This is a genomic window from Methylobacter svalbardensis, from assembly GCF_037671525.1.
Classification (GTDB): Bacteria; Pseudomonadota; Gammaproteobacteria; order Methylococcales; family Methylomonadaceae; genus Methylobacter_A; species Methylobacter_A svalbardensis.
In genome coordinates this window covers 1-16,042 of sequence record NZ_JAWPOH010000067.1, presented here as the reverse complement: position 1 = coordinate 16,042, position 16,042 = coordinate 1, and the positions used below count along the sequence as shown (strand labels likewise).

The following is a 16,042-nucleotide window of genomic DNA, read 5'->3' as shown; positions in this document are numbered from 1 at the left end:
CTTCTGGAAAACATATGGTTGGGAGGGATTTGGGGCGTTTAGGGCCGACGGTTTCGCTACAGTACCGTGCTGCTGGATAATTTTCCAAGAATCAGGCTGCAAAAAATTTAAAAACTTGAACATCGAGTGTTACGTACTGATAGATCACTGGAACGTGTCGGACTGGCTTGTTCGGCTACTATTTTCCAATACAGAAACTAGAAAATATTTTCCCCAGTAAATCATCCGAGGTAAATTTTCCGGTAATTTCCGCAAGGCTCATTTGCGCTTGTCTTAAATCCTCCGCGACCAGTTCTCCGGCCTGGCTGCCTCTTAACTGGTTTAAGGCGCTATCAACAAACTCATGGCCTTTGTTTAAGGCTTCTATGTGTCGTCTTCGGGCAATAAAAACATTGTCTGTAGCCTCGTTAAAACCGACGCTCTGTTTGAGGTGCTGTTTTAACAGTTCCATGCCTTCGCCGGTTTTAATCGACAAGTAGATTTGGGCGCCGGATTCGGTTTGTTTGATTTCCGGCTCTATGCCAAGCAGATCTATTTTATTGTAGATTTGGGTGATGTTGCCGCCGGGGGGCAGGGTTTTTAATATCGATTCTATTTCCGGTTCTCTGGCATCGATCAGCAATAAGATTTTATCGGCGTTCTTGATTTCCTGATGCGCCCTGCGGATGCCTTCTTGTTCTATCACATTGTCGCTTTCGCGAAGGCCTGCGGTATCGATGATATGCAAGGGCATGCCGTCCAGCTGGATGCGTTCTTTTAACACGTCCCTTGTGGTTCCGGCTATGTCGGTAACTATCGCCGCTTCATGCCCGGCCAGCGCATTGAGCAGGCTGGATTTTCCGGCGTTCGGTTTGCCGGCTAATACGACGGTCATACCGTCGCGCAGCAGGCGGCCTTGTTGTGCTGTTTTTTGGATTTGTTCTATGCGCTGCTGTAATTTGACCAGCCGGTTTTCGACCACGCCGTCGGTCAAAAAATCGATTTCTTCATCGACAAAATCGATAGCCGCTTCGACGTAAATTCTGAGTTCGGTGAGTTCGTCGACCAGTTCATTGATCTGTACTGAAAAAACACCCTGCATCGATTTTTGCGCCGACCGGACCGACTGTTCGGTGCTGCTTTCAATTAAGTCGGCGACGGCTTCAGCCTGGGCTAAATCAAGTTTGTCATTAAGAAAGGCGCGTTCGGTAAATTCGCCGGGGTTGGCTAATCGAGCGCCTAGCGATAAAACCCGCCGCAACAGCATGTCCAATACGACCGAACCGCCGTGACCTTGGAGTTCGAGTATGTCTTCACCGGTGTACGAGGCCGGAGCAGGGAAATACAGCGTGATGCCAGAATCGATCACTGAGCCGTCGGCATCGTAAAAAGATGAATACAAGGCCAGTCGGGGAGTTAATGCTTTATCTCCAGGGATCGTCTGTATGTCGCAAGCCTGCCGGGAGCAGGCACGACCAATGAGATGTTTGGCGATTTCGGGAACTAATGCCCCCGAAATACGAATAATACCAACACCGCCATTCCCTGGCGGTGTTGCAATGGCTGCAATGGTATCTAGGTTTTCAATATCCATTTTAGCCAAAGTTATGGCATTCTAGCTATTTTCCGGGTGATATACGACTGTTGAATAATAGACAGGGTATTGTTGACTACCCAATATAAAACCAAACCGGCCGGAAAAAACAGGAAGAAAATAGTAAAGACAATCGGGAACATCTTCATGACTTTAGCCTGTATCGGATCAATCGGTGCAGGATTTAAGCCTTGCTGAATTTTCATGGTAATACCCATGATAACCGGCAAAACATAAAATGGATCCTGGATAGATAAATCCTGTATCCATAACATAAAAGGCGCTTGACGAAACTCAACGGTTTCGCTCAATACCCAATATAAACACATAAACACCGGAATCTGCACCAAAATAGGCAGACAGCCACCCAATGGATTGACCTTTTCTTTTTTATACAAGGCCATCATTTCGGTGTTAAAACGCGGTCTGTCATCAGCAAAACGTTCTTGCAGTTCTTTAAGACGTGGCTGAATTTTACGCATTTTAGCCATTGATTTATAACTGGCTTGCGACAATGGGAAAAACAGCAACTTAATACATAATGTTACACCAATAATGGCTACGCCCCAGTTACCAACAGTGTTATAGATTTGATTTAATATCCAGTAAATCGGTTTGCCGATAAAGGTTAAAAAGCTGTAATCCACGGTAAGCTCAAGACCGGGCGCAATTTTTTCCATCATCGGCTGAATTTTAGGCCCTGCAAACAAATTGGCGACAAATTGAGCATTTGAATTGGCGTTAACGGTGACCAATGGAGAATAAGTTCCGATCACATAACGGCCGTCATTCAAGGTTTTGGTATAGAAGTGATTTTCCTGGTCGGCAGGCGGAACCCATGCTGAGGCAAAATAATGCTGAATTATTGCTGTCCAACCGCCTACGGTCGCAACATCAAGATTTTCATCATCCATATCGTCAAAGCTTATTTTTTGGTATTTTTCTTTTTCGGTATAAATAACGCCGCCGTCATAAGCTCTCATGCCGCCGGTCAGCATCCCACCACCGCTGCTCGTCTCCGGAACTTTAAGTAACTGGCTGTATTGTCTGCCGGACCAATCCTTTGAAGAGTCATTTTTTACTTTTTGTTCGAGTGTTATTTGATAACTGCCGCGCTTAAAGGTAAATAATTTGGTAATGGTCAGGCCGCTGTTATCCGTCCAAGTTAAGGGGACGGTTAAACTGTCTTGTCCTGGCTGCAGGTCATAATTGGTCTGTTCATTCTTAAATACTGAATGATGGCTGGGCGCTGCCGAAAAACCGCTGCTGGCAATCAAGCCGCTTTGGGCGACAAATAATTTTTCCTGACTGCTGTCAAATAAACGTACAGGGGCAGTGTTTTTTTCTGCGGGCGCTAAACCAATCAGTGCGCGCAAACTATCTACAGCGGTATTGGATTTTTCCAGTGGATAGTCCAGCAAATCCAGATTCTGGATAGTGCCCCCTTTGATATCAATTTCGAGAGCAAGCACATCGGTTTTAACGGTAATGATGTTGGCAGATGATGATGTTGCCAATGGAACGGCTGTCGTATCCTGATCTGCCGTTTCTGTTTGAGCCGATGATCCAGTGGCAGAAGGTAGGTCTTCTTTGGTATTGGCAGCTACAGTGTCTGCAACAGCTGCAATTTCAGGTTTCGGGCCATAATCTTGTTGCCAGGCTTGTTGCAGCATAAAAACAAGCATTGCAAAAGTAACGATCAGTACAAATCTTATATTATCCATTCTTATTACCAAATTTTTCTGGAACGGGATCAATGCCACCTTCATGGAACGGATGGCATCTTAATAATCTTTTGAGGGTGAGATAGGAGCCGATAATGGCCCCATGGAGCTGAAGCGCTTCCAGAGAATAACTTGAACAACTTGGATAGAAGCGACATCTGTCTCCAAGCAGAGGGCTAATAAAGTATTTATAAAACTTTATAATTGCTATGAGTATGAATCGCATCGGGATACCAGCTTAAGCCAATGCCTTTCCAATGATTTTCTTAACAAATCCAGTGGAGCATCGACGGCTTCTCTACGAGCCAAAACAACAATATCCATATTCCCTAAATCGTGTTGTTTTATTCTAAAGTTTTCCCTGACAGTTCGTTTAATCACATTCCTTTGTACTGCCTTTCTTATATTTTTTTTAGCAATTGCCAAGCCCAGCCTCGGATGATCGAAATCATTCTTTATGGCTAATAGGGTAAAATATTGGTCGCTTGATTTTACAGGCTTAGCAAAAACCTTTTTATATTCAGCTGGTTTTTTTAACCGTAACTGCGGGGGGAAACTAAAAACTTCTTCAGCCACACATCCATCAACTAAACGGTTAACTGGGCGCGTCCTTTTGCTCTACGAGCATTGATAACTCTACGGCCACCGACTGTTGCCATTCTTGCACGAAAACCGTGCGTTCTTGCGCGTTTAATTTTACTAGGTTGGTATGTTCTTTTCATTGTACTTAAGGCCTGATCAGATGAGTGTTAACAAAAACAGATAAAAAAGACAGCGGATGATAAAATAAACGGCTAGGTCTGTCAATTCTGTAGAGCAATGTTTTATTACTGTATCGTGATAAAATGCAAAATTACTTCATTACACTAATCAACTTTTTTTACTATTTCAATGAGCTCAATTTGGAACAACTGTCTTTCTAAGCTTGAAAATGAAATTTCAGGTTCTGATTTCAGTACATGGATAAGGCCCCTTCAGGCCATAGAAAGCGATGGGCACATAAAATTATTAGCCCCAAATCGGTTTGTACTGGACTGGGTTAAAGAGCATCATTTTGCAAAAATTGAAGAAACGATTTATGAGTTTTCCAATGGAACATTACATTTAAGTCTTGAAATTGGTTCCAAAAATTCATCCGTTACTCCTGCTGCTAAAATAGCAAAGCCTGCCGGTACTCAAAAAACCAGTCCAAACTTTCTTAATAAGGCATTTACATTCGACAGTTTTGTTGAGGGTAAATCCAACCAGTTGGCTAGGGCGGCTTCGATGCAGGTTTCTGAAAATATCGGCAAAGCTTATAACCCGTTACTTATTTACGGCAGTTCAGGTTTGGGTAAAACCCATATGATGCATGCGATTGGCAATGCTGTTTTGCAAAAAAATCCATCAGCAACTGTCGTTTATCTGCACTCTGAAAAATTCGTTCAGGATATGGTTAGGGCATTACAACAAAACTCCATTAATGCCTTTAAAGAATTTTATCGTGGCGTTGATGTGCTGTTAATCGACGATATTCAATTTTTTGCCGGCAAGGAGCGTTCTCAGGAAGAGTTCTTCCATACTTTCAATACCTTGTTGGAAAAAAAACATCAAGTCATCTTAACCTGCGACAAATATCCAAAGGAAATTATAGGTCTTGAAGATCGCTTAAAATCACGATTTGGCTGGGGACTTCCTGTTTTAATCGAGCCTCCTGATATGGAAACCAGAGCGGCTATTTTAATGAAGAAAGCCGCTTTTGTTAATATTGAATTAGCTCAGGATGTGGCTTTTTTTATCGCCAAACGGATTCCTTCCAACGTCCGGGATCTGGAAGGCGCTTTGCGACGAGTCATTGCCAACGCACAGTTTACCGGCCGTGACATCACCATCGACTTTACCAAGGAAGCACTGCATGATTTAATTTCTTTGCAGGATAAGCTCGTTAATATCGACAATATTCAAAAAACAGTTGCCGAATATTTTAAAATTCGCGTTGCCGATTTGTCTTCTAAAAACAGAAAACAATCCATTACTAGGCCAAGGCAAATGGCTATGTGCTTAGCCAGAGAATTAACCTCACACAGCTTTCCTGAAATTGGCGATGCCTTTGGCGGTCGTGACCACACCACGGTAATGAATGCCTGTAAACGAATTGCCGAGTTAAAAGGCGCTGACAACAAGATTGCTGAAGATTATTCCAACCTGTTGAGAACCCTGTCACATTAATCGAGAGCAAGCTGTGGATAACATGTAATGTTTCTAACCGTCTTTATTTAACCACAGGCTATACATTGTAAAGTGCATCGTTAACCACAATATTCATAACAACATAGCTAATTGATTATTAAGGGTAAAAAGCTGTTTCCCACAGTTTCCTTTTAAGCTAATAGTAATAATAGAAAAATATTCTTTTATGAAATTTATTATTAATAGAGAAGAAATCCTGACTCCTTTGCAGCAAATAGTCAGCGTGATAGAAAAAAGGCAGACCATGCCTATTCTTTCCAATGTATTGATCGTTATTGAGGAAGATCAGCTGATTTTAACGGGTACCGATCTGGAAATTCAGATCATTGCTAAAATCAATATCGCAACGGCCACTCCAGGAACGATTACCGTACCGGCCAGAAAATTTTTAGATATTTGTAGGCTGCTACCTAGCGGAGCCGAAATCAAATTCGAATTGCAGGGCGATAAGGTGAAAATAGCCTCAAGTCGCAGTCGTTTTTCTTTGAGTTGTTTACCCGCCGATAATTATCCTGAATTTGCCGAATCCGAGTTAGAGAATCACTTATTCATCACTGCCGGAAAATTTAAAAAAGCACTGGATAAGACGGTTTTCTGCATGGCTAATCAGGATGTTCGTTATTATCTGAACGGCTTGTTGTTTAATGTATCCAACAGTAAATTTAAACTGGTTGCCTCTGATGGACATCGTTTGTCTATTTATGAAGATAATCTGGATCAGGCTACCGGTTTTGAAGCCAGAATTATTCTTCCCAGAAAAGGTGTGCTTGAACTAAGTCGATTGCTCGACGATCCTGAAGCCGAACTGAAAGTTGAGTTTTCCAGCAACAATATTCGGGTTTTCATCAAGAACCTGATTTTCTCGGCAAAATTGGTCGATTCTAAATATCCTGATTTTAGTAAAGTTTTCCAACAGGAATTCTTTAATCAGATTCACATTCAAAAACAAATACTGAAAGAAGCACTGACCCGTGTCGCTATCTTGTCGAATGAAAAATTCAAGGGGGTGACTTTTGACATCACCCCCGACAGCCTGAAAATCAGCACGCATAATCCAGAGCATGATGAAGCCGAAGAAGAGCTGGTGATCGAATACACCGGGGAACCGCTAACGATTGCTTTTAATGCCCAGTATTTATTGGATGCTGTTTCCAACCTGGATTCCGAATTAGCGGTTTTGACCATCGCGAGTAATGCCAGCAGTTGTTTTATCGATGAACCGGGTGATTGTGGGTATAAATTTATTGTTATGCCCATGAGACTGTAGCATTGCAGTAATGAGTTTGTTGAAGCTGGATATCTACTCAGTCAGAAATATCCAAAAAGAATCAATAATCCCCTCTCCAACAATCAATCTGATTGTTGGAGAAAATGCCAGTGGCAAAAGCGCTCTACTCGAAGCTATTTTTATTTTAGGACGAGCTAAATCTTATCGTTGTTCAGCTATCAAGTCTGTTATCAATTTCACCAAAGATCGGTTAGTCGTTTCTGCGCAAACTTTGCAGGAAAATGGCAGTCAATTACAGTTAGGTATCCAGCTCGATGGTAAAAATATTGAAATCCATATCAATCAGCAAGCGAAACAAAAGCGTTCGGACTTAGCCTATGCATTGCCGTTGCAACTTATTCATCCTAAAAGTTACGAATTACTTGATGCCGGTTCCCAAATAAGAAGAGAGTTTTTAGATTGGGGCGTTTTCAATAATGACTCAAACTTTTTACCTGCCTGGCGTAAGTTTAAAAAAGCCTTATCTCAACGCAATGCACTGTTAAAAACAAAGCGGCTTGAACAAATCAATGTTTGGGATAAAGAACTCGTTTATTACGGTACAATAGTGGACAGTTTCCGTCAGCAATATTTAGAAAAATTCAAACCTGTTTTTATCGAAATCATCGGCAGATTTCTCACTCTTGATGGCATCGATTTGAAGCTCGTGTCCGGTTGGGATACTGCGAAGGAATTTAATCGGGTTTTAATTGATGATCGGGATAAAGACCTGCGTTATGGCTTTACCCATAGTGGGCCTCATCGTGGAGATTTTCAATTATTGGTTAATAACCGTTTGGCAAAGGATTTTGTTTCACGCGGACAATTAAAATTATTAGTCATGAGTTTGAAATTGGCACAGGTTCAATTGCTTGCCAATGAACAGAGCCAAACAGGCTGTATTTTGATTGATGATTTCGCAGCGGAACTTGATCTGATTAACCGGGCTAAGTTATTAAACTATTTGTCAGAAATGGCTTGTCAGGTATTTATTACCGCAACCGAAAAAATAGATTTTGGCGATTTAAGTCAACTTAACAATTACAAAATGTTCCACGTGGAACATGGCACCATAAAATCCGTGTAATGTTCCACGTGGAACATTCGCAACCATTAGGAAAAAAACAATCATGAGTAACTCCAGTGATCAAGTTGTCGAAACGTCAAGCCAAACAGTCGAAATAAAAACGGCCATGCCTGAATACGACAGCACCAATATTCAAGTGCTAAAAGGCTTAGATGCAGTCAGAAAACGACCGGGCATGTATATCGGTGATACGGACGACGGCTCCGGTTTGCATCACATGGTTTTTGAAGTTGTCGATAATTCGATTGACGAGGCTCTGGCGGGCTATTGCAAAGAAGTCAGGGTGATTATTCACAGCAATGGCTCGGTCTCTGTTTCTGATGATGGCCGGGGCATTCCTGTCGATATTCATAAAGAAGAGGGTGTGTCGGCGGCGGAAGTTATTATGACGGTACTGCATGCCGGCGGTAAATTTGATGATAATGCCTATAAGGTAAGCGGCGGTCTGCACGGTGTGGGTGTGTCGGTGGTCAATGCCTTATCCGAAGAGTTGAATCTTGAGGTGCGCAAAAATGGTCAACTTTACAAGCAGCAATACCGAATGGGCAACCCGGTTGCGCCATTGGCCGCAGCAGGGCCTGCCGAAGGTTCAGGTACCCTGATAAATTTTAAGCCCAGTACCGAAACATTTACCGATGTCGAGTTTCACTATGACATCCTGGCAAAAAGGCTTAGAGAATTATCCTTCCTGAATTCCGGTGTACGCATCAGCCTGGAAGATGAGCGGTCTGATAGACAAGACGTATTCGAATTTGAAGGCGGTATAGGCGCTTTTGTTGTGCATCTTAATAAAAACAAAACGCCGCTATTCCCGGAGGTATTTCACTTTACAGCTGAAAAGGACGGTGTTGTTGTCGAAGTGGCTATGCAGTGGAATGATTCTTACCAGGAGAATGTGTTTTGCTACACCAACAATATTCCCCAGCGTGATGGCGGCAGCCATTTGGCCGGTTTCAGGGGCGCTTTGACCCGGACCATCAATCAATACATCGAGTCCAGCGGTTTGGCTAAAAAAGAAAAAGTACAGACTACCGGCGATGATGCCCGGGAAGGTTTGACCGCGGTGCTTTCGGTTAAGGTGCCTGATCCCAAATTTTCCTCGCAAACAAAAGACAAACTGGTTTCTTCGGAAATTAAGCCGATAGTCGAATCGACGATGAATGAAAAGTTGCAGGAGTTTTTGCTGGAAAAACCGCAAATAGCCAAAGCCATCGTCGGCAAGATTGTCGATGCGGCCCGTGCCAGAGAAGCAGCCCGTAAAGCCCGTGAAATGACGCGTCGTAAAACTACGCTGGATATTGCCGGATTGCCTGGAAAATTGGCGGATTGCCAGGAAAAAGATCCTGCGTTATCTGAACTGTTCCTGGTGGAAGGGGATTCTGCGGGCGGGTCGGCAAAGCAGGGCAGAGACCGTCGCACACAAGCCATACTGCCGTTAAAGGGGAAAATCCTTAACGTAGAGAAAGCCCGCTTCGACAAAATGATTTCATCGGAAGAAGTCGGAACCTTAATTACCGCGTTAGGTTGCGGCATAGGCAAGGATGAATATAATCTGGCCAAGCTGCGGTACCACCGCATTATCATCATGACCGATGCCGATGTCGATGGCTCGCATATCAGAACCTTATTGCTGACGTTTTTTTACCGTCAATTGCCCGAGATCGTCGAAAAAGGTTATATCTATATTGCCCAGCCGCCGTTGTACAAGGTAAAAAAAGGCAAACAAGAGCATTACGTTAAAGACGATGCCCAGTTAAATGAATATCTGATTCAGCTTGCCCTGGATAAAGCCCAGCTTTTTACCGATGCATCGACACCGCCTATTCAAGGGCAGGGCTTGGAAAAACTGGCTAAATTGTTTACCGAAATAGCCGACATCAATAACCGCTTGTCCAGACGTTACGATGATATTTTTCTGGAGCAGTTTGCCTATATCGATGTGATCAGCGACGACCTCAAGCAGGATCAACAAAAGCTTGCTGCCTGGTTTGCCACGATGGAGCAGAAACTGACTGATTGCAACAGCAAGGCGATATACACCATCGAGCTGGACTATAAAGCGGCTAACGATTTTTCTGTCGTCGTTAATAAACGACTGCACGCATTAACTAAAACCTTTGTGTTGCCATCGACCTTTTTTAACGGCAAGGATTATCAAAAAATCGCGCAATATGCAGAAAACACGGCGGGCATGTTCAATGAAGGCTCATTCATGCAAATGGGCGAAAGACAGCAGCCGGTCAGCAACTTTAAACAGGCTTTTGAATGGATGATGAAGGAAATCAAAAAAGGCCAGCATATCCAACGTTACAAAGGTTTGGGTGAAATGAATCCGGAACAGCTGTGGGAAACCACGCTGGATTCAAATAACCGACGCTTGCTACAGGTCAGAATCGAAGATGTGATTGCGGCCGATGAGATTTTTACCACGCTAATGGGCGATGTGGTGGAACCGCGACGGGATTTTATCGTCAAAAATGCCTTGGATGTTACTAATCTGGATGTTTAATTATGCTGAATTTTCCACAAATCGACCCTATTGCCTTTAGCTTAGGCCCGGTAAAGATTCACTGGTACGGACTGATGTACCTGATCGGTTTTGCCGCCGTCTGGTTTATAGGGCAAAAACGGGCCGAACAGCCCTGGTCGCCGATCAAGCCGGAAGCCATAGAAGATCTGGTGACTTACGGTGCACTCGGCGTCATTCTGGGCGGCAGAATCGGCTATATCCTGTTTTATAATTTTTCCGGTTTCCTAAGCGACCCGCTGATCCTGATTAAAATATGGCAAGGCGGTATGTCCTTTCATGGCGGCATGTTGGGTGTGTTTATTGCAATGTGGTTATTTGCCAGAAAGCAGCAATGCAGCATGCTGCAATTGACCGATATTATCGCGCCGCTGGCACCTATAGGTTTGGGCGCCGGTCGTATCGGCAACTTTATCAATTCCGAATTATGGGGCAGACCTACCGATGTACCCTGGGCCATGGTCTTTCCTACCGGCGGCCCGTTAGCCCGTCACCCTTCGCAATTGTACGAAGCCTTTTTAGAGGGCGTGGTGTTGTTTGTCATTCTCTGGGTGTATTCGAGCAAACCCAGACCGGTTATGGCTACGACCGGCATGGCGTTGTTTTTTTACGGATGCTTTCGGTTTTTTGTCGAGTTTTTCAGAGTGCCGGACGCGCAATTAGGTTATTTGGCTTTGGACTGGCTGACCATGGGGCAGATACTGTCAACACCGATGATAATAATCGGCGCTGGATTATTTTATTTTGCCTATAAAAAAACTATTCCAAACCAATAAATCGATAAGGAATATGTATCGGGTAGTAATCGGCTTGCTCGGTGTTAATTTGTTCGCAAGGAAGGCATCCATAGGGAAATATCATGAGCTATAACGAACAAGAAACCCGCTATTACCTGATTGATCCGGTGCTGCGCGAAAAAGGCTATGACGATCATTCCAAACTCAAACTGGAAACACCCGCCCCGGTAGAAGCCATCGGCCACAAAGGCCGTAGACGTGCTGGCGGGGGTCGCACCGATTACCTGCTTTGCGTGCAGGCAGGTGACATGCCCAAGCCGTTACCGGTCGGCGTACTGGAAGCCAAAAAACAATCGGAAGATTCGCTCAAAGGCATGCAACAGGCCAAAGGTTACTCGGAATGCAGCCGCTTTAGTGTTCAGTATGTGTTTGCTACCAACGGCCATTTATACGGCGAATACGATAAAACCAGCGGCTTGCAAACCGGGCCGCATTCACTCAAAGAGCACTTTCCCAGCCATGATGATTTAACCGTCCGTTATGCTAAAGATACGGGGATTGATCTGACCAAACCCGAATCGGCCTTGTTATTCATGGCAGACAGTCCGGCCTATCCCAAATCCCGCTATTATCAGGATGCCGCCATTCGCGCCTGTTTTGAAAAAATTCTACATTGTGAGCAAAATAGGCAGCTCTGTCGTGTGTTGTTATCATTAGCTACCGGGGCCGGTAAAACCGTCATTGCTGCAAACCTGCTGTGGCGCTTGCACGAAGCCCAGCGTTTGCCTAAACCGGCCTTGTTTCTTTGCGACCGGGACGAACTGCGCGAACAGGGTTACAACAAACTCAAAGCAGTCTTCGGCGACAATGCCCGCATCGTCACCCACAGCAAAGGCGACAACAGCGCCAAAAATGCCCGGATTCATATTGCGACTTACCAGACCTTAGGGCTGGATGACGAAGAGAATGACACCATCAGTTTTCTCAGCGAACATTATCCGATAGATGCGTTCAGCGTGATTATCATTGACGAATGCCATCGTTCCGCCTGGGGCCGTTGGTCTGAAGTGTTACTGCGCAATCCCAATGCGGTACATATCGGCCTGACCGCCACGCCTCGACAATTGCGTGAAGCCAAGACGCAAAACAAAGATGACGCCCTGATCACCTCCAACAATCTTAAATATTTCGGTGAGCCGGTTTACGAATACAACCTGATCCAAGCCCAGGAAGACGGCTATCTGGCCGCCTGCGAAATTATCAAACGCAAAGCCTCGATAGACGGCAAAACCTTCACCAGCGACGAGGTACTAAAAGCAAATCCGGTTGATGCCAGAACCGGTAAGCCAGTCGGTGTGGAACAAATCAAAGCTCAATATACCGCCAAGCAGTTTGATAGCCAACTACTGATGCCGAACCGCGTCGCGGCTATGTGTAAAGACTTGTTCGAGCAACTTTGTCAGCATGGCGGCCCTGAGCAAAAAGTGATTATTTTCTGCACCCGCGACATTCATGCCGATAGAGTCGTCATGCAAATGAATAACCTATACAGTCTATGGTGTAAGCAGCAAGGCCGGGCAGCTAAAGAACATTACGCCTTTAAATGCACAGACAATGGTGGCCGCGAACTGATCCAGCCGATGCGCGGTTCTGGCGAACGCGCTTTTATCGCTTGCACCGTTGACTTGTTGGCGACCGGCGTTGATATAGAACGGCTCAATGCGGTGGTGTTTTTCCGTTACCTGGAATCCAGCATCCTGTTTTACCAAATGCTCGGACGCGGCACCCGCATCGACGAAGTCACGCAAAAATACAAATTCTGGCTGTACGATTACACCGGCGTAACCGACTTGTTCGGTACCGATTTCATTACCGCGCACAGTTCAGGCAAAAAGAAAACCGGCGGTGGTGGCGAAGACGGCGCGGATGATGGCGAGGGAGAAGACGGACCGCCGGTGATTCAAATTGGCGGGCAAACCGTCACCGTCAATTCCGAAGGTCGTTTTATCCTGACCCGCCGCGAAGGCCGTGATGTCAAAATACCGATAGATGAATACCGTCGGGAAATGTTGCAACGGGTGGTGCGTGAAGCGGGCAACTTGCAGGATTTCCGGCAACTGTGGATAGAAAACAAAAAACGCCGCGACTTGATCGATTATTTGCTGGGCGAAAACTACTCGCCCGAAGTATTACGGGAACTGGAAGACATGCAGGATTTTGATTATTACGATATGTTTGCCCACCACGGCTACCATGCCCAAGCGTTGAAGCGGCAACAGCACGGTCAGGGTTATCTCGACCGAAATCTACTCTGGTTTGAAGACATGCCGAGCGATGCGGCGATAGTGCTGAAAGGTTTTGGTCACCAGTTCGGTTTGGGCGGCACCGAGGCATTGGAATCGGATTCGCTCTGGCAGGTGCCGGAAATCAGCCGGGCGGGTGGCTTAGCGGCTTTGAAAAAATGGGGGCAACCGGCGGCGGTGATTCTTGAGGCTAAAGGGCGGTTGTTTGGGATATGAATATTATTTTGCGCCTGTTAAATGATTTGTGTGAACGAAATATTATATTTATCAATCCAAAAGCTCAGCCTGATAAGGAATTTTGGTACATTGATATTTCTGCTGTTGATAATACAACTAAAAAAATTACTTCCCCTCAGAGAATTAATGGTGAGTCTGCTTCAGTTAGGGCTCGCCAAGTGGTGCATCACAATGATGTCATTGTTTCAACGACTCGACCCAATCTGAATGCGGTTGCGGTTGTGCCTAGTGAATTAAACGGTGAGATTTGTAGCACAGGATTTTGTGTGCTTCGTTGTGGCCCAGAATTAGACCCAGACTATTTGTTTTCTTTTGTGCAATCAAAGATGTTTGTTGATTCACTGGTCGACTTTGTTCAAGGTGCTTTATATCCCGCCGTTACGGATAAGCAGGTATTTGTTCAGTCTATTCCTTGGGTGCCATTAAATGAACAAGGCCAAATTGCCGCAAAACTCAAAGCCCAATTCGCCGAAGTCGAAACCGCGCGTAAGGCTTTAGATATACAAGAACGCGATATAAAAAAACTTGAAACCCAACTGCTGGAATCAATTTTTGTTAAATTGAAACCTGAAAAATTTGTAAAAATTGGTGATGTAGCAGTAACAACAAGTGGTTCGACACCAAGTCGGGATAAAAAGGACTATTGGACTCCCGGTCAATATGCTTGGATAAAAACTGGAGAGGTGGTTTATGAACCTATTTACGATACTGAAGAATCTATTTCGGAAAAAGCACTAACAGAATGCTCACTCACATTACTACCGCCTAAAACAGTGTTGGTTGCTATGTACGGTCAAGGAAAAACAAGAGGCCAATCGGCTGTTTTGGAAGTTCCGGCTACAACAAATCAAGCTTGCTTTGCGATCCTTCCGAATAAAACATTCCATCCTGAATATTTGCAATATTGGCTTAGACATTCATATTCCAATTTACGGTCGCTATCCGATGGTCGGGGCGGAAATCAGGCTAATTTGAATGGGGCAATGTTGAAAGAATTTACAGTCCCGTTATTAGCGATGGAAAAACAGGTGCGATTGGCAATGACAGTGAAAAATATGTTGGATGAAATAGATAATGTAAAGGCCACTATTCAAACTAACAAAAAGGAAATCGAATTGCTTTCAACACGCTTGCTAGCCCAAGCCTTCGATTCTCTATCGGCACAATAAAATTTGAAAAGGAGCACTGTCATGACTAACAAACGCATTGCCGAACAACATCACGACACTTTCGACCGCATCCGCCAGCAAGATGAAGACGGAAATGAGTATTGGTTGTCAAGACCACTGGCTAAGGTGCTGGATTATTCCGAGTATCGCCATTTCCTGCCGGTTCTGGATCGTGCGAAGGAGGCTTGCCGCAACAGTGGTCAAGCCGTCGAAGACCATTTCGAGGATGTCCTCGAAATGGTCGAAATTGGTTCAGGTGCAAAACGCGAACTCCCAGATGTTCGGCTGTCTCGCTATGCCTGCTATCTGGTCGTGCAAAACGGTGATCCAGCCAAGCCGGTTATCGCCAATGGTCAGACTTATTTTGCAATGCAAACTCGTCGTCAAGAGTTGGCGGATGATGAAAAATTCGCCCAGCTTTCCGAGGATGATCAACGTTTGGCTATCCGCAACGAATTGGCAACACATAACAAGCATTTGGCCGCCGCTGCAAAAGAAGCCGGTGTGGAAACGCCGCTTGAGTATGCCATTTTTCAGGATCATGGTTATAAGGGGCTGTATGGCGGGCTTGGCGCAAAAGCCATACACGCACATAAGGGCTTGAAGAAAAGCTATAAAATTCTTGATCATATGGGTAGCACTGAATTGGCGGCTAACCTGTTCCGCGCCACGCAAACCGAAGAGAAGCTAAAGCGCGATCAAGTGCGGGGGAAGAAGCAAGCTAATCAAACCCATCTTGAGGTGGGTAAAAAAGTAAGGCAAACTATTAAAGAATTGGGCGGCACAATGCCGGAAGCTTTGCCAACACCGGAATCCAGCATTAAACAAATTGAAAGCGCCAAAAAGAAACTCGAAAAAAACAACAAAGAATCATGAAAAATCAGCCAGACACCACGATCAAAACAGCGAAAAAATCCAAAGCCCCTAAAGCTATTGCCTCTACCCAATCACTATCGTCATTTGTTAAGGCTATGTCATCGTTAACTATGGAATTTTTTATTTCTTTTTCATAAAATAAGCCATGTAGGTTTTCAATTGGAGATCATCATGAAAAACGCCGAGTTTTTTCAATTAATTACTGCAATCCGTGAATTAGATCATCACCAGCGCAAACTGCTGAACGCTGCCTTAAATCAACTATCCGACGAACCCAAAGTCCTCGAATTGATTGAGTCCTGCTTTGATGCTA

At 44.7% G+C, this 16,042-nt stretch carries 13 protein-coding genes; 8 read left to right on the top strand and 5 right to left on the bottom strand.

All coding sequences use genetic code 11. The annotated features are described in order from the left end of the window. Positions 1 to 178: 178 nt before the first annotated feature. From mnmE to rpmH, 5 genes are read right to left on the bottom strand one after another with little or no spacing between them, the layout of a single operon-like run. On the bottom strand, positions 179 to 1,573 hold the full coding sequence (gene mnmE / locus RW114_RS17295) for a tRNA uridine-5-carboxymethylaminomethyl(34) synthesis GTPase MnmE (RefSeq protein WP_340124009.1): 1,395 nt from the start codon (positions 1,571 to 1,573) through the stop codon (positions 179 to 181). Positions 1,574 to 1,584: 11 nt separating this feature from the next. After that, on the bottom strand, positions 1,585 to 3,297 hold the full coding sequence (gene yidC / locus RW114_RS17290) for a membrane protein insertase YidC (RefSeq protein WP_340124008.1): 1,713 nt from the start codon (positions 3,295 to 3,297) through the stop codon (positions 1,585 to 1,587). Continuing rightward, positions 3,290 to 3,523, bottom strand: a complete 234-nt coding sequence (yidD, locus tag RW114_RS17285) for a membrane protein insertion efficiency factor YidD (protein WP_340124007.1) — start codon at positions 3,521 to 3,523, stop codon at positions 3,290 to 3,292. Before yidD ends, yidC begins: the two co-directional genes overlap by 8 nt. Then, positions 3,505 to 3,873 (bottom strand): ribonuclease P protein component, encoded by a 369-nt coding sequence (rnpA, locus tag RW114_RS17280; RefSeq protein WP_340124006.1) that lies wholly within the window; start codon positions 3,871 to 3,873, stop codon positions 3,505 to 3,507. The genes yidD and rnpA overlap by 19 nt, the downstream gene beginning before the upstream one ends. Positions 3,874 to 3,884: 11 nt before the next feature. Then, complete coding sequence (rpmH, locus tag RW114_RS17275; RefSeq protein WP_243220497.1) at positions 3,885 to 4,019, bottom strand: 50S ribosomal protein L34; 135 nt, start codon at positions 4,017 to 4,019, stop codon at positions 3,885 to 3,887. Between the two features lie 169 nt (positions 4,020 to 4,188). Here rpmH and dnaA point away from each other — a divergent pair, with 169 nt between their 5' ends. The 8 genes from dnaA (at position 4,189) to dinD (ending at position 15,729) form a co-directional block, all read left to right on the top strand. Then, positions 4,189 to 5,505: a chromosomal replication initiator protein DnaA gene (dnaA, locus tag RW114_RS17270; protein WP_340124005.1), complete on the top strand. Its 1,317-nt coding sequence runs from the start codon at positions 4,189 to 4,191 to the stop codon at positions 5,503 to 5,505. Between the two features lie 187 nt (positions 5,506 to 5,692). Next, positions 5,693 to 6,793, top strand: coding sequence for a DNA polymerase III subunit beta (gene dnaN, locus RW114_RS17265; RefSeq protein ID WP_340124004.1), 1,101 nt, complete (start codon positions 5,693 to 5,695; stop codon positions 6,791 to 6,793). 10 nt (positions 6,794 to 6,803) lie between these two features. Further along, positions 6,804 to 7,880 carry a DNA replication/repair protein RecF gene (recF, locus tag RW114_RS17260; protein WP_340124003.1) on the top strand — a complete coding sequence of 359 codons (1,077 nt, stop codon included), beginning with the start codon at positions 6,804 to 6,806 and terminating at the stop codon, positions 7,878 to 7,880. A 106-nt stretch (positions 7,881 to 7,986) separates the two neighbouring features. Next, the gene (gene gyrB / locus RW114_RS17255) at positions 7,987 to 10,389 is read left to right on the top strand and encodes a DNA topoisomerase (ATP-hydrolyzing) subunit B (protein WP_340124010.1); all 2,403 of its coding nucleotides are present in this window, start codon (positions 7,987 to 7,989) and stop codon (positions 10,387 to 10,389) included. 2 nt (positions 10,390 to 10,391) lie between these two features. Beyond that, entirely contained in the window at positions 10,392 to 11,183 is a 792-nt protein-coding gene (gene lgt / locus RW114_RS17250; RefSeq protein ID WP_340124002.1) for a prolipoprotein diacylglyceryl transferase, read from the top strand. 83 nt (positions 11,184 to 11,266) lie between these two features. Continuing rightward, positions 11,267 to 13,663 carry a DEAD/DEAH box helicase family protein gene (locus tag RW114_RS17245; protein ID WP_340124001.1) on the top strand — a complete coding sequence of 799 codons (2,397 nt, stop codon included), beginning with the start codon at positions 11,267 to 11,269 and terminating at the stop codon, positions 13,661 to 13,663. After that, positions 13,660 to 14,853 carry a restriction endonuclease subunit S gene (locus tag RW114_RS17240; RefSeq protein ID WP_340124000.1) on the top strand — a complete coding sequence of 398 codons (1,194 nt, stop codon included), beginning with the start codon at positions 13,660 to 13,662 and terminating at the stop codon, positions 14,851 to 14,853. Before RW114_RS17245 ends, RW114_RS17240 begins: the two co-directional genes overlap by 4 nt. A 21-nt stretch (positions 14,854 to 14,874) precedes the next feature. Beyond that, the gene (gene dinD, locus RW114_RS17235; RefSeq protein WP_340123999.1) at positions 14,875 to 15,729 is read left to right on the top strand and encodes a DNA damage-inducible protein D; all 855 of its coding nucleotides are present in this window, start codon (positions 14,875 to 14,877) and stop codon (positions 15,727 to 15,729) included. Positions 15,730 to 16,042 lie beyond the last annotated feature (313 nt).

Excerpts from the sequence above, each read along its gene's own strand:
- RW114_RS17240 (WP_340124000.1), top strand. The coding sequence starts at position 13,660 with ATGAATATTATTTTGCGCCTGTTAAATGATTTGTGTGAACGAAATATT.
- yidC (WP_340124008.1), bottom strand. The coding sequence starts at position 3,297 with ATGGATAATATAAGATTTGTACTGATCGTTACTTTTGCAATGCTTGTT.
- lgt (WP_340124002.1), top strand. The coding sequence starts at position 10,392 with ATGCTGAATTTTCCACAAATCGACCCTATTGCCTTTAGCTTAGGCCCG.
- mnmE (WP_340124009.1), bottom strand. The coding sequence starts at position 1,573 with ATGGATATTGAAAACCTAGATACCATTGCAGCCATTGCAACACCGCCA.
- dnaN (WP_340124004.1), top strand. The coding sequence starts at position 5,693 with ATGAAATTTATTATTAATAGAGAAGAAATCCTGACTCCTTTGCAGCAA.
- rpmH (WP_243220497.1), bottom strand. The coding sequence starts at position 4,019 with ATGAAAAGAACATACCAACCTAGTAAAATTAAACGCGCAAGAACGCAC.
- dnaA (WP_340124005.1), top strand. The coding sequence starts at position 4,189 with ATGAGCTCAATTTGGAACAACTGTCTTTCTAAGCTTGAAAATGAAATT.
- RW114_RS17245 (WP_340124001.1), top strand. The coding sequence starts at position 11,267 with ATGAGCTATAACGAACAAGAAACCCGCTATTACCTGATTGATCCGGTG.
- recF (WP_340124003.1), top strand. The coding sequence starts at position 6,804 with ATGAGTTTGTTGAAGCTGGATATCTACTCAGTCAGAAATATCCAAAAA.
- gyrB (WP_340124010.1), top strand. The coding sequence starts at position 7,987 with ATGCCTGAATACGACAGCACCAATATTCAAGTGCTAAAAGGCTTAGAT.
- dinD (WP_340123999.1), top strand. The coding sequence starts at position 14,875 with ATGACTAACAAACGCATTGCCGAACAACATCACGACACTTTCGACCGC.
- yidD (WP_340124007.1), bottom strand. The coding sequence starts at position 3,523 with ATGCGATTCATACTCATAGCAATTATAAAGTTTTATAAATACTTTATT.